This window comes from Metapseudomonas resinovorans, from assembly GCF_002003485.1.
Lineage (GTDB): Bacteria > Pseudomonadota > Gammaproteobacteria > Pseudomonadales > Pseudomonadaceae > Metapseudomonas > Metapseudomonas resinovorans_D.
Map to the genome: position 1 here is coordinate 53780 of NZ_BDMA01000005.1, position 13602 is coordinate 67381.

The 13602-nt window shown below is 64.1% G+C and carries 13 protein-coding genes; 7 read left to right on the forward strand and 6 right to left on the reverse strand.

What is annotated here, in order from left to right:
* Positions 1–17: 17 nt before the first annotated feature.
* Both nhaA and MnOB_RS01460 read left to right on the forward strand, forming a co-directional pair.
* Positions 18–1367, forward strand: a complete 1350-nt coding sequence (nhaA, locus tag MnOB_RS01455) for a Na+/H+ antiporter NhaA (protein ID WP_199824422.1) — start codon at positions 18–20, stop codon at positions 1365–1367.
* Positions 1368–1576: 209 nt separating this feature from the next.
* The gene (locus MnOB_RS01460) at positions 1577–2422 is read left to right on the forward strand and encodes an alpha/beta fold hydrolase (RefSeq protein WP_077521199.1); all 846 of its coding nucleotides are present in this window, start codon (positions 1577–1579) and stop codon (positions 2420–2422) included.
* 156 nt (positions 2423–2578) lie between these two features.
* On the opposite strand, the gene MnOB_RS01465 is transcribed toward MnOB_RS01460, so the two are convergent.
* Positions 2579–3055: an Lrp/AsnC family transcriptional regulator gene (locus MnOB_RS01465; RefSeq protein WP_077521202.1), complete on the reverse strand. Its 477-nt coding sequence runs from the start codon at positions 3053–3055 to the stop codon at positions 2579–2581.
* A gap of 142 nt (positions 3056–3197) precedes the next feature.
* Here MnOB_RS01465 and MnOB_RS01470 point away from each other — a divergent pair, with 142 nt between their 5' ends.
* Both MnOB_RS01470 and MnOB_RS01475 read left to right on the forward strand, forming a co-directional pair.
* Complete coding sequence (locus MnOB_RS01470) at positions 3198–4445, forward strand: Zn-dependent hydrolase (RefSeq protein ID WP_077521205.1); 1248 nt, start codon at positions 3198–3200, stop codon at positions 4443–4445.
* Positions 4446–4479: 34 nt separating this feature from the next.
* Positions 4480–5700, forward strand: a complete 1221-nt coding sequence (locus MnOB_RS01475; RefSeq protein WP_077521208.1) for a diaminopropionate ammonia-lyase — start codon at positions 4480–4482, stop codon at positions 5698–5700.
* 9 nt (positions 5701–5709) lie between these two features.
* Here the strand turns inward: MnOB_RS01475 and MnOB_RS01480 are convergent, their stop codons facing one another.
* Complete coding sequence (locus MnOB_RS01480; protein ID WP_077521212.1) at positions 5710–6321, reverse strand: TetR/AcrR family transcriptional regulator; 612 nt, start codon at positions 6319–6321, stop codon at positions 5710–5712.
* 109 nt (positions 6322–6430) lie between these two features.
* On the opposite strand from MnOB_RS01480, the gene MnOB_RS01485 reads away from it, so the two are divergent.
* Entirely contained in the window at positions 6431–7045 is a 615-nt protein-coding gene (locus MnOB_RS01485; RefSeq protein ID WP_077521215.1) for an NAD(P)H-dependent oxidoreductase, read from the forward strand.
* A gap of 12 nt (positions 7046–7057) precedes the next feature.
* Here MnOB_RS01485 and MnOB_RS01490 read toward each other — a convergent pair whose 3' ends face one another.
* Entirely contained in the window at positions 7058–7837 is a 780-nt protein-coding gene (locus tag MnOB_RS01490) for a CHAD domain-containing protein (protein WP_077521218.1), read from the reverse strand.
* A gap of 146 nt (positions 7838–7983) precedes the next feature.
* On the opposite strand from MnOB_RS01490, the gene MnOB_RS01495 reads away from it, so the two are divergent.
* Entirely contained in the window at positions 7984–8400 is a 417-nt protein-coding gene (locus tag MnOB_RS01495) for a PaaI family thioesterase (RefSeq protein ID WP_077521221.1), read from the forward strand.
* A gap of 108 nt (positions 8401–8508) precedes the next feature.
* Positions 8509–10512, forward strand: a complete 2004-nt coding sequence (locus tag MnOB_RS01500; RefSeq protein WP_077521292.1) for a peptidase U32 family protein — start codon at positions 8509–8511, stop codon at positions 10510–10512.
* 109 nt (positions 10513–10621) lie between these two features.
* Here MnOB_RS01500 and MnOB_RS01505 read toward each other — a convergent pair whose 3' ends face one another.
* The 3 genes from MnOB_RS01505 to MnOB_RS01515 form a co-directional block, all read right to left on the reverse strand.
* A complete protein-coding gene (locus tag MnOB_RS01505; protein WP_077521224.1) occupies positions 10622–11290 on the reverse strand; it encodes a TIGR04211 family SH3 domain-containing protein in 669 nt (222 codons plus the stop codon).
* A 708-nt stretch (positions 11291–11998) separates the two neighbouring features.
* A complete protein-coding gene (nfsB, locus tag MnOB_RS01510; RefSeq protein ID WP_077521227.1) occupies positions 11999–12649 on the reverse strand; it encodes an oxygen-insensitive NAD(P)H nitroreductase in 651 nt (216 codons plus the stop codon).
* A 162-nt stretch (positions 12650–12811) separates the two neighbouring features.
* Positions 12812–13567 (reverse strand): hypothetical protein, encoded by a 756-nt coding sequence (locus MnOB_RS01515; RefSeq protein ID WP_077521230.1) that lies wholly within the window; start codon positions 13565–13567, stop codon positions 12812–12814.
* Positions 13568–13602 lie beyond the last annotated feature (35 nt).

A 13602-nucleotide genomic window follows, 5' to 3' on the forward strand; every position in this document is an offset into this window, starting at 1 on the left:
TGCTGAGTATCAAGACCATGAACCAAGCCCCTTCCCGAAAGGCGCTGCCGGCTGTGCAGCGCATTGCCGACAAAGCATTCTCCGCGTTTGAAAAATTCATTCACATCGAAGCCGTCAGCGGCATCGTCCTGCTGATCGCCGCCGCGGCCGCGTTGATCTGGGCCAACTCCCCTTACGCCAGCAGTTACGAGCACCTGTGGCACATACCGCTGTCGTTCGGCATCGGTGATTTCGTCATCTCGAATTCGCTGCACTTCTGGATCAACGATGCGTTGATGACGGTGTTCTTCCTCGTCGTGGGCATGGAAATCCGCCGGGAGATCCATGAAGGCGCGCTGGCCAACGTCAAGCTTGCCGCCCTGCCCATAGTGGCCGCGTTCGGTGGCGTCCTCGTACCCGCCCTGCTCTACCTCACGCTCAACAGCACCGATGGCCTACGCCAGGGATGGGCCGTGCCGACCGCCACGGACATCGCCTTCGCAGTCGGCGTCCTGGCGCTGGTGGGCCGTTCGGTACCAGCGTCGGTGCGCGTCTTCCTGCTGGCGTTGGCGATCATCGACGACATCGTCGCCGTGGTGATCATCGCGCTGTTCTACTCCGGCGGCCTCGATCCGCTGGGCTTCGCCATCGCCGCTGCCGGTATCCTGGTGGTGCTCGGCCTGCAACGTATCGGCATCGGTTCGGCCTATGCGTACCTGCTGCCCGGCGCACTGCTCTGGTTCGGTCTGCTGAAGACCGGCGCCCACCCGACGCTGGCAGGTGTGGTGCTGGGCCTGATGACGCCGGTACGCCCGGTGAAGGTCATGGACCCGCCTTTGCAGCTGGCCTCGCGCGCCATCAATGACTACGCCGAGCGCGAGCAGGCGGCCAACGGTGCCTCCGAGCTGATCGAACCCATCAAGCAACTTCGCCAGGCGCAACGCGAACTCCTGCCGCCGGTAACGCGCGTGCAGATGGCCCTGCATCCCTGGGTTGCCTACCTGATCATGCCGCTGTTCGCACTCGCCAACGCCGGTGTGAGCCTCGCGGGTGTTGACCTTGACCAGGGCGGGTCGCTGGCGGTGCTTTCCGGCGTTGCGCTGGCCCTGGTGCTGGGCAAGCCCTTGGGGGTTCTGTGCAGCAGCTGGCTGATGGTGCGTATGGGCTGGTGCACCTTGCCACCGGGCATGACCTGGGCGTGGATGGGGCTGATCGGCTGCCTGGCCGGCATCGGCTTCACCATGTCGATCTTCATCGCCAACCTCGCCTTCAACCAGCCAGACCTGCTGGGCGCCGCCAAGCTGGGCGTGCTGATGGCTTCGGTCGTCGCCGGGGTGAGCGGGCTCATCTACGGCCGCGTGCTGGTGAAACGCTCCCAGCGGAGCTGACTGCACCGAAACAGCGCTGGCCGCCAAACCGATTGGCGGCCGGTGCCTTGGCCGCAGTATCCACCTGCCTGAGCTACCCTGCGTGGATGCCATCATTGCTTCGCGTGCACGGGGCCAGGCCCCCTCCTCCTTCGCGCTGCGGTTGCGGACCGCGATGACGGTACACCAAACCATCATCCTGCCACCCAACGCCCCGAGGGAGCGCTGCCATGCCGAACGTGCTATCCGCCAGCCAGGTACCCAACCAGTTCATCGAATGCAGCGGCCGTCGCCTGGCCTACCGGGTGATAGGCGACGGCGTGCCAATGGTGCTGTGCCTGCGTTTCCGCGGGGTCATGGATTCCTGGGACCCGGCCTTTCTCGATGAACTCGCGGCACAGGGCTTCAAGGTGCATGTGTTCGACTACAGCGGCCTGGGCCTGTCCGGCGGTACAGCGACCTACGACCCGGCATCGCTGGCACGCGACACGCTCGAGCTGATCGCCACTTTGGGACTGGGCAAGGTCGTCCTCGGCGGCTGGTCACTCGGCGGCATCGCCGCACAGGTGGCCATGCTGCAAGCGCCGCAGCTGGTCAGCCACCTTGTGCTGCTCGGCACCACGCCGCCCGGCCAACTGGTGAAGACCGGCGAAGCGCTGTTCTACGAGCTGGCCTGTCGCGAGAACGACTTCGAGGATTTTGTTCAGCTGTTCTTCGAACCGACGTCGCCCGCCAGCCGCGAAGCCGCGCTGCATTCCGCCGAGCGCATCGCGGCCCGCCAGGAAGGCCGCTGTCCCGAAGTCCCCCACGAATGGGCTGGGCAGCAGTTGGGGGATGGACCGCGCAACCCGATGTTCCCGCTGCAGCCTGCGCTGGATGCACTGCGCAGCACCGATACGCCCGTGCTCCATCTCGGCGGCGACCACGACATCGTATTCCCGGTCGAGAACTGGCATGCACTGAGCCGGAGCCTGCCCACCCTGCATCTGGTCACCCTGCCCAGCACCGGCCACGGGCCGCACCTGCAATACCCGAGGGCCAGCGCCAGGCACATCGCCGCCTTCGTTTTCGACTGAACGGCCATGCCGATGGCGCGTCAAGTGCTGCAAGTAGCTGCATTGCCCGTAGGAGCTGGCCTGCCAGCGAATGGCCCCGTTTCGCTAGCAAGCTAGCTCCTACGAGGCTCCTGGACCGATGGCCGATCTCTGGCAACAGCTAACGCAGACATAGCTTCAGGAATCCGCGTCGAGGTCGAGCGGAACTTCCAGCCCCACCTTCACATTGCTCATGGAGACCAACGTACGGAAACGCCTGACGTTGTTGCTCTCGAAAAAGAGCTGCCGCGTCAGGTCGGTGTATTGCTCCATGCTCTTCACCGCAAGCACCAGCACGAAGTCGAACTCGCCGGCCACGTAGTAGCACTGCTGCACCTGAGGGCAGGCGAGGAAGCTGCGTTTCATCGCGTCCAGCAGATCCAGCCGCTCGCTCTCGACCTCCACCTCCGCGATCACCGTCAACTGATGGCCCAGCTGCACCGGGTCCACCAGGGCGACCGTCCGGCGAATCACGCCGTCCTCGTTAAGGCGTTTGAGCCGGCGGTTGACGGCCGCTGCCGAGAGATTAACGCGCTCTCCCAGCTCCGCCTGCGACCGTCCGGCGTCCTGCTGGACTTCCTTGAGCAGCTTGAGATCGAAAATATCCAGAGTCATGGGCAGGGCTCGATTGAAAATTGATCGAAGCGTGGCATGCGCGGAATGGAAATGCGCAAAAGGCGTGTATTCAGAGAAAAGAGTACGCGCCCGAGAAATATTATTACGCCATTGACTGATTTGCTTCCCCGGAGCCGGCCCGATGAGACCTCTTCCCGAACAAAATCCCTTGCAGCTCGACGCTGAAACCCTGCTGACGCAGATCCGTGACCTGGGCGAGATCGGCATGGAGCCCAGCCGGGAGGGTCGCACCCGCATCGCACTGACCGACGCCGACAAGGCCGGCCGTGACCGACTGCGCCAATGGATGGATGCACTGGCTCTGGACGTGCGGGTAGACCGCATCGGCAACATTTTCGGCACGCTGCGTGCGGATGACGATCAGCAGGCGCCCTTGATGATCGGCTCGCACATCGACAGCGTGGCCGACGCCGGCGCGCTGGATGGCTGCTACGGCGTGCTCGCGGGACTCGCTGTTGTGCGGGCGTTTCGCGAATCCGGCACGTCACCTGCCCGCCCGATCACGGTTGCCGCCTTCACCAATGAAGAAGGCGTGCGTTACCAGCCGGACATGATGGGCTCGCTGGTCCACGCGGGCGGCCTGGACATCGATGCTGCCCTGAATACCCTGGGCACCGATGGCACCCGCCTGGGCGAGGAACTGGCCCGCATTGGCTACGCCGGTGATCTCGAACCCGGCACCCTGCTACCGCACGAGTACCTGGAGCTGCACATAGAACAGGGGCCAATCCTGGAAGCCGAAGGCATCCAGATCGGGGTGGTCGAGAACCTGCAAGGCATTTCCTGGCAGCAGATAACCATCAAGGGCAGCGCCAACCACGCCGGGACGACGCCCATGCACCTGCGCCGGGACGCGGGCTGGGTAGCCAGCTCCGTTGTCAGCGGGCTGCGCGAAATTGCAGTCGACGGGACGCTGGCAACGGCCGGCTGCATGCGCTTCGAGCCGGACCTGATCAACGTCATTCCGCGCAAGGCGACCTTCACCGTGGATCTGCGTCACCCCGATGAAGGCCGGCTGCAAGTGGCCGAACAGAAGCTAGCCGCCTTGCTGGCGCGCCTGGCTGGCGAGGAAGGTGTCGAGGTCCATAGCGAGCAATTGGTGCGCTTCGAGCCCGTGACCTTCAATCCGGCGCTGGCTGCCGCCATCGAAGCCTCGGCTGGACGCCTCGGATTCAGCCACAGGCGCATGACCTCCGGCGCCGGCCATGATGCGCAGATGATCGCGCGCATCGCGCCGGCGGCGATGATCTTCGTGCCCAGCCACGGCGGTATCAGCCACAACCCGCGCGAGCACACCCCTGACGACCTGCTGCTGGCCGGCGCCCAGGTGCTGCTCGATGTGGTGCAACAGCGGCTCGCCCAATCCTGACCGCCCTTCCCCGCCTTCCTTTCCGGAGTTCACGATGCTGACCGCCAACCCCAATGCGATTCGCCGCCCTTATCCAGACGACCTGCGCGCCATCATGAGCGTCGCCCGGGCCGCCGAGAGCCGCGCCTGGCTGTCCAGCTGGAGCCGCTTCGAGTGCGCGATCACGCCGCTGTGGCAATTGCCTGACCTTGCCCATGACCTGGGCGTCGGCCAGGTGTTGCTCAAGGACGAGGCCGTGCGCTCGGCACTGAGCAGCTTCAAGGTGCTGGGCGCGCCCATTGCGCTGGTGCGCCTCATCCTTCGGCGTTTCCCCGAGCTGGCCTTGGAGCCCCGCGCCTTGCTCGCAGGCGCGCATGCCGCGGCTCTGGCCGATTTCACGGTGATCAGTGCCACCGACGGGAACCACGGCCGAGCCCTCGCGGCTGCGGCGCAAAGCATCGGTTGCCACTGCGTGATCGTCCTCCACGCCCACGTCAGTCACGAACGCGAACAGGCCATCGCGGCGTACGGCGCACGCATCATCCGCATTGACGGCAACTACGACGACTCGGTGCACGAAGCCGCCAGGCTGGCAGAGAAAAACGGCTGGACGGTGGTGTCCGACACCTCCTACGAGGGCTACAGCGAAATTCCCCGTGACGTGATGCAGGGCTACGGAATCATTGCCGCGGAGGCACTGGAAGCGCTGGAGCCGAGCATCGCTGAATGCCCTTTCAGCCACGTTTTCCTGCAGGGAGGCGTTGGCGGACTCGCAGCCGGCATGGCCAGCTACCTCTGGGAGCGTTACGGCGCCGAGCGGCCAACGATGATCGTCGTCGAACCGAGGCAGGCCGATTGCCTCTACCAGAGCGCCCTGGCCGGACGGGCGACCCGGGCCAGCGGCACCGTGGACTCGGTCATGGCCGGCCTGGCGTGCGGCGAAACGTCCCCTTTGGCCTGGCAGTTCCTGGAAGGCTGCATCGACTATTTCATGACAGTCGAAGACGCCGAGGCGGTGGCTGCCATGCGCCTCCTGGCCAAGGGTGGCGAACGGGACCTGCCGCTTGTGGCTGGGGAGTCCGCGGTGGCAGGGCTTGCCGGGCTCAGGCAACTGATGGGCACGCCCCGGGCCGCCGAACTCGGTCTCGACTGCCACTCTCGCGTCCTGCTGGTCAGCACCGAAGGGGCCACCGCGCCAGCCCTCTATGCCGAACTGGTGGGCGAGCCCGCGAGCGCGGTTCTGGCACGCCAGGAGGATTGGTTGCGGGCTCAGTGATGCGTAACGTCAATTGCGCCGGGCGTTGCGTTCGACCATCGCCACGATGGTTGCACGGAGCTCGTCTCGCGCCTCTTCCGGCGTGACCTCTCCGGTGACAGCGGCATGGGACAGCGCCTCCGCCGCGCCCAACATGACGCGCAGCCCGGCCGGGGCTACGCCGTCCTTCCCCGCGAAGGGCGCCAGTGCAGTCCGACACTTCGCCAGGAATGCGGACTCGTACTCGCACTTGATGGACTTCAGTTCGGGCGAAGCGTCCAGGGACGCAATCACACCCGGTATCTCCCGCCCCTGCGACAGCACGCACTGGACATAGGACGAGGCGATCACCCCTGCCCTGCCCTCCAGGGTCGGCTCGCTGGCTTCCAGTGCGGCATCCATCAATACCGTCTGGCGGGTATCGAACTCCACGTACAGGGCTGCAAGCAACCCAGCGCGGGTCTTGAAATGGTCATAGACCACGGGCTTGGTAACGCCCGCCTGCTCGGCCAACCGGCCCAGCGACAGCGCGTCGGTGCCCTCCTCGCGGACCATTTGCCAAGCGACATCCAGCAACTGCCGTTGCCGCTCTTCCCGGGATAAACGACGGCGCGGACGCGCCTCTTCATCGAGTGTTGACATGGCTAACCTACCAAACGTAAGTTACCAACCGTAACTTACTAAAAGTAACTTGTCGCACAGGATATCCGGCGCCAGGTCCAGCCGCAATCCACTCACAGGAAGCCCTGCCATGCATGCCCTGATTGTCGTCGCCCATCATGATCCCCGCTCGCTCACCCACAGCCTGGCCGCACAGGTTGCCGAAGGATTGAAGCTTTCCGGCCATGACGCGGAAATTGCCAACCTAGCAGCAGAGGGTTTCGATCCGCGGTTCGGCTTCGCCGACCATGCCGTCCACCGCCACCAGGTGGCACCACCGGCCGACGTCGCCGCCGAGCAGGCGCGGATCGACCGCGCCGACGCCCTGGTGCTTGCCTTCCCTGTCTACTGGTGGTCGATGCCCGGCATGCTCAAGGGTTGGATCGATCGGGTCTTCGCCAACGGTTGGGCCTTTGAATACAGCCAGGAAGGTGGCCTGAGGAAGAAGCTGCGTCACCTCAAGGTTCATCTGATCGGTGTGGCGGGTGTCGATGCAGGTACTTTCGAACGCCACGGCTATGACAAAGCCATCAAGGCGCAGATCGACCACGGCATCTTCGATTACTGCGGCGCGACGGTGCTGTCCTCTTCCTTGTACTTCGAGTCGGAGTCCAGCGACGTCGAGCCTTACCTGGATGCGGCTCGCGCCATCGGCGTGAAAATGTTCGAGGTCGTCGCACAGCCCGAGGCAATCGAGGCGATCTGAACCGCTGGGGCCCTACGCGACCGAAGTCGATTGTTCTTCCAGGCATTCGGCCAGGATGGAAAGTTCGACTTCGGCTGCACTCAACTCGGCAGCGCCGGCAATTTCCCAACGATCCTTGAGCACCAACAGGTCTGCATCCTGTTCAGCCCGCAGGCACCACTGGAAATGGTCGTGCCAATCCCCCAGTGCGGACTGCACGGCCTTCAGCGCCGAAACGGCCTCCTGCCCGATGGACGATAGCCTCGGGTAAGTTTCGTGGGCGTAGCGCATGCGTTTGACCAGGAGGCGCAAGGCATGACGATCGAATGCCGGATCGGCCAGGGATTCGCGCAACTGTTGCAATTGCCGTTGCAGGCGAATCCGCACGCGCTCACGGAGGTTGTCGAGCTCACCATTTCGCTCCTCTTCACGCATTCGTGCCGGCCAGGCATCCAGCACCACCATGAAACGCTGCAATGTGGCGCTGCGCTCGATAACCCCGTAGTGGGATTCCAGCAGGTGCCGGCGGCGCTCGGCCTGATCCATGAAGCCTTGCCGCTGCAATTCGACGACCAGCACTTCGAGATCACGCACCGGGGTCGTCAACCGACCGACGTCTGCGGCGGCCGCATCCAGTTCCTTCGGTATCGCCAGGCGACGCATCGGGCGCAGCAGGCTGCGCAGTTTTCGCAGATTGATCCGCAGATCATGCAGCGCTTCTTCATCCGTGCGGCAGGCGAGTCGTGCATAAGCGTGGTGAAGCCCGACTTCCAATCCCAGCACCTGGGCGATTACCGAATCGATGAATGACATCCTGACTACTCTTCGCGGCAAGGTCAGGGGAGCGTAGCTGGCAAACATGAGAATGGTGTTGCAGCGGGCCAATTCGCACCCGACATGGACAGGATTGCGGGGGTTATGGCAGCGTCCTGCCGACAATGCAGCCAGGAGAGCTCGACATGAGCGACAAGAAGGAAGCGATAGCGCGATTCATCCAGGAGGAATTTCCCCAGACCCGCGTCGTCGTCGACGCCGTATGGGAGCGCAGCGCGCGGGTGTCGCAGGAGGTCGATGAGTCCGACCTGCGGCCCGGCGGTACCGTCTCCGGCCCCACCCTGATGGCACTCGCCGACGTGGCCCTCTACGTTGCCCTGCTGGGTGAGATCGGCATCGTTCCGCTGGCGGTCACCACCAGCCTCACCATCAACTTCCTGCGCAAGCCCGAAGCGAGCAAACGCATCATCGGCGAATGCCGACTGATGAAGGTCGGCAAAACCCTGGCAGTGGGAGAGGTCTCGCTCTTTTCGGAAGGGCTGGAGGAGCCGGTGGCCCATGTGGTCGGCACCTACTCCATTCCGCCGGCTTCGATGCGCTGAAAGACGGCAACAACAGTTCCCCGTACCTCCATCCGGCACCCCATGGATGCTCAGGTGGCGCATGCCCGCTACAATGCGCCACCCGCACCCGTGCCGGACGTGATTGCCATGCCTTTACCAAAAAACCAACTAGAACTGCTCAGCCCCGCCCGTGATGTGAACATCGCCCGCGAGGCCATCCTGCATGGCGCCGACGCCGTGTACATCGGCGGCCCCAGTTTCGGCGCCCGCCATAACGCCTGCAACGAAGTGGCGGATATCGCCAAGCTGGTGGAGTTCGCCCACCACTTCCATGTGCGCGTGTTCGTCACCATCAACACCATCCTCCACGACGACGAGCTGGAACCGGCGCGCAAGCTGATCCACGAGCTGTACGACGCTGGCGTCGATGCGCTGATCGTGCAGGACATGGGCGTACTCGAACTGGACATTCCGCCCATCGAGCTGCACGCCAGCACCCAGACCGACATTCGCACCCTGGAGCGCGCAAAGTTCCTCGACCAGGCCGGTTTTTCCCAACTGGTGCTCGCCCGCGAACTGGACCTCAAGCAGATCCGTTCCATCGCCGATGAAACCGATGCAGCCATCGAGTTCTTCATCCACGGTGCGCTCTGCGTCGCCTTCTCCGGTCAATGCAACATCTCCCACGCCCAGACCGGCCGCAGCGCCAACCGTGGCGACTGCTCCCAGGCCTGCCGCCTGCCCTACACCCTCAAGGATGACCAGGGCCGCGTAGTGGCTTTCGAGAAGCACCTCCTGTCGATGAAAGACAACAACCAGAGCGCCAACCTGAGCGCCCTGGTGGACGCCGGCGTGCGCTCCTTCAAGATCGAAGGCCGCTACAAGGATGCGAGCTACGTCAAGAACATCACCGCGTACTACCGCCAGCGCCTGGACGGCATCCTCGCCGAGCGCCCTGATCTCGCTCTTGCCTCCAGCGGCCGCACGGATCACTTCTTCGTGCCGGACCCGGACAAGACCTTCCACCGCGGCAGCACCGACTACTTCGTCACCGAGCGCAAGATCGACATCGGCGCCTTCGACACGCCGACCTTCACCGGACTGCTGGTGGGGCAAGTGGAGAAAGTCGGCAAGCGCGACCTGATTGCCGTGACCCATGAGCCGCTGTCCAACGGCGACGGCCTCAACGTGCTGGTCAAGCGCGAGGTCGTCGGCTTCCGCGCGAACATCGCCGAGTTGAAAGGCGAGTTCGAAGAAGAAGGTGAAAAGCGCTGGCGCTACCGCGTCGAGCCCAACGAAATGCCCGCCGGCCTGTCGCGGCTGCGTCCGAATCACCCGCTGTCCCGCAACCTGGACCACAACTGGCAACAGGCGCTGCTGAAGACTTCGGCGGAACGTCGGGTTGGCGTGAGCTGGAAAGCCAGCCTGCGCGAAGACGGCCTGGAACTGGCCGTCACCAGTGAGGAAGGCGTGAGCGCAAGCGTCAGGCTGGACGGTCCGTTCGGGACGGCGAACAAACCCGAACAGGCCCTGGAGCAACTGCATGACCTGCTGGGCCAACTGGGCACCACCAGCTATCACGCTCAGAACATCGAGCTGGATGCGCCGCAGGCGTATTTCATCCCCGCGTCCCAGCTCAAGGCCCTGCGCCGCGAAGCGATCGAAGCGCTGACCGCAGCCCGTGTAGCCGCTCACCCCCATGGCAGCCGCAAGGCCGTCAGCGTGCCGCCGCCGGTGTACCCGGAAGCCCACCTGTCGTTCCTCTTCAACGTCTACAACCAGAAGGCTCGGGACTTCTACCACCGTTACGGCGTGCAGTTGATCGATGCGGCCTACGAGGCGCACGAGGAAGCGGGCGAAGTTCCGGTGATGATCACCAAGCACTGCCTGCGGTTCTCGTTCAACCTGTGCCCGAAACAGGCCAAGGGCGTGACCGGCGTGCGTACCAAGGTCGCACCGATGCAACTGGTCCACGGGGATGAAGTGCTGACCCTGAAGTTCGACTGCAAACCCTGCGAGATGCACGTGGTGGGCAAGATGAAGGGCCACATCCTCGGCCTGCCGCAACCCGGCAGCGCGGCGAGCAATGTCGTGGGTCAGATCACCCCGGAAGACCTGCTCAAGACCATCCGTCATCGCGGGCCGCATTGAGCCCAGGCAAAGCAGCGCCCGCCCCGCTAGTGGTCGCCAGCCGGGGCACTAGCGCTGCAGTGCCCCTTCATCGGGACGAGCTCGCTGGTTGCGCGGCGAGCCGCCCCGATCAAACCCACTGATCGTTACGCTTGCGCCGCACTCGCAGGAAAGTCGGCAGGATCAGCCCGGCCAGCAATCCCGCGCCGGCGATACTGCCGCCGTAGACCATGTAGCGCATCAGCACCTGTTTGTTCTCGTCGCCCAGCTGCGCTTGCGCATCACGCAGTTCGGAGTGGGCCTGGGTCAGTTCGGCATCCAGCGCGGAGCGCGCGGCCTGCAGCTCGTCGATCAGCTTCTTGCGTGCATCCAGCGTCTCCTGCATGCCCTGAACTCGGGATTTCCACGATTCGTCGATGCCGGCGAGCTGCGCACTGAGTTCGGTCACTTTCTGCTCGAGCTGCGGCAGGCGCTCGGCCTGGCCGGGTACTTCCTGCAAGTCACGGCTGGGAATCCACACACTGCTGCCATTCTGGCCACGAACCTGGCTGTAGTCGCCCTGGGTCGTGAGCAGCTCGACTTTCTGCCCCGAGGGCAACGTACCCACGATGCGATATCCGTCAGTCGGGCCGCTACGAACATAGGTCGTCAGGCTGTCGCTCACCCAGCGCACGTTGCCGGCGGGTTCCTCGGCGTGGACCGATCCCCCGGACATCAACAGGCCACCCAGCATGAGGGCGCCGAAGGCACGGGACTGGAGCGGGGAAACACGGGCGTGGAAACGACGGGACAGGGTCATGGGCAATCTTCACATGGCGATGGGACAAAACCCGGCAAACGGGCATGAAAAAAGCCGGCCGGGCAAATTGCTCCAGAACGGTACGCGATCAGGATGGAACGGAAGGCAGCGAGTCGCCCAGGTAGCGAAAAGCCATGCAATCCACCCAGTGGGCCGACAGCAGACAGACCGCGTATGTGTGGATTGAGTTCACTCGCGGCAAAAGTGCGGGATGGACGGTCCGACGATGCATACCGGTTCGCGGCCGGATTGGCGCAACTCGCCGAAGGAACAGCGCCATGGGCTGCGCAGCAGCCCCGTAGGGTGGACGACGCTTTTTTCGTCCACCAAACAGCGTTCGAACGGGTTTCGATCTCCGAGCAAGCCTGGCACAGCCCTCACCCCCGGCCCCTCTCCCCAAGGAGAGGGGTGACTCGAGCCGGCGACTCCGCCTCCGCAGATGGCGTTCTGCTTTTCTGTAGGGGCGATTTCAATCGCCAAGCAGACCGCAGGTCTGACCTACAAGCCCCCAGCCACCGCTGACCTCCCTCACCCCAACCCTCTTCCAGAGGGAGAGGGGGCTGACCGTGCAGCGGGGGAACTTCTGCGTCTGTAGGCGCGAATTCATTCGCCAAGCGGGCCGCAGGTCCGCCAATCGTTGGGCTTCGCATAGCTCAGCCACAACCTACGGTTCCACTCCGAGCGGGCCTACTACAGCCCGCATTAGCCTCAGAGGGAAGTGATGACGCGCTCCGAAGGCAGCCGTGATTTGGGCAGGCCGGCATTGAAGTCCGTCTCGCTGCGGTGCCCCAGGGCCACCATTACCACACTGGTGTAACCCTGCTCGCGAAGGCCCAGTTCGGCATCCAGCGATTGCGCATCGAAGCCCTCCATCGGCGTGGCATCCACGCCAAGCGCCGCGGCACCGAGTAGCAGCGTGCCCAGGGCAAGATAGGCCTGCTTCTCCATCCAGTGCTGCAGGTCCTGGCGCTCGCGGTGCAGATTCACATACGTCTGCCGGGTGCGCAGTTGGCCGGCGCGGGCCTCTTCGTCACGGAAGCGGCCGTCTTCCTGCTCCTGCTCGAGAACCTGCGCCAGATGGGAATCGGTCATGTCCGTGCGGGCGCAGATGAGGATCACGTGCGACGCGTCCAGTACCTTGGGCTGGTTGTAGGCATAGGGCCCCTGGGTACCTTTGGCCAGGCGGGCCTTGCCTTCGTCGGTGCCGGCGACCACGAAGTGCCAGGGCTGGGAATTGACCGACGACGGAGCCTGCCGGAGCAGTGCCAGCAGCTCGTCGATGGTCGGCTGGGCAACGCGCCGGGCCGGATCGTAGGCCTTGGTGGTATAGCGCTCGCTGGCGAGGGAAGCGGGATTCATGGTTGCACTCCGGGTTTCGGTGACGGTATGGGCCCGGAGTGTGACGGGGATGTGCAGGCGCAAACAGCGGCTGGATGGAGAAGGACTTTCAAAGGAAATACGAAAATGAACCACGTTCAGCAGTTATTTTCGTCCTGTCGCAGTTCACTCCTACAAAAAAAGTCAGAACCTGTGGCTCAGCATCACACCGCCACCGGCGTCCGGACTCGCATCGGAAAAGCCTGCCAGCGCGTACACCTGTACCTTCCATTCGGCGTCGAGTCTTTGTGTCAGGAACAGGGTGAATTCCTGGATTTCGTCGCCATCGGAGGTCACCTTTTGGCGCCAGTCATAAGCGGCGCCGACGGAGGTGGCTGGTGCCACGCGCGTGACCAGGCCCAGCGAGGCGAAGATCGGATCGCGGAAATCCGTGTCCGTCGGATCGCCGAACTTCTTCCAACCGAGCGTGGCGAAGCCACTGAATGCACCGAAGCCCTGGGTCAGGTCTATCTGGCCCGAAAAGTCGGTCTTGCCGGTACCGAGGCAGTGATCCTCATTGGCTGTCGGCAACTTCACCTTGCCTATCAGGTCCACCAGCAGGCTTCCCCCGTCACTGCCGTCCAGCAGCGCGTAGTCGGCGCTGCCCACCGTGTCACCAAGGCCGCTTTCGTCGCTGCCACAGTCGTCGCCCGCCAAGGGTTCGCCATCCGGCCCCACGGCAGGATTGGTGATGCGCAGATAAGGGATGGTGAGCTTGTAGATCATCGGCCCGGTTTCATATTTGCCGACCACCGGGACGTACCAGGTTTCGCTGACGGTCGGCGTCCCGTACTTCCCCCGTGAGTAATCAAGCCCGGACGTCAGCGTGAATTCATCCGCCTGGACCGGTGCAGCCAGGCAAACCAACAGGATCGGGGAAATCACGCGCGTGGCAGGCATGCTTACCTCGTTTCGCTCCAGGAACGGTGGCGCCC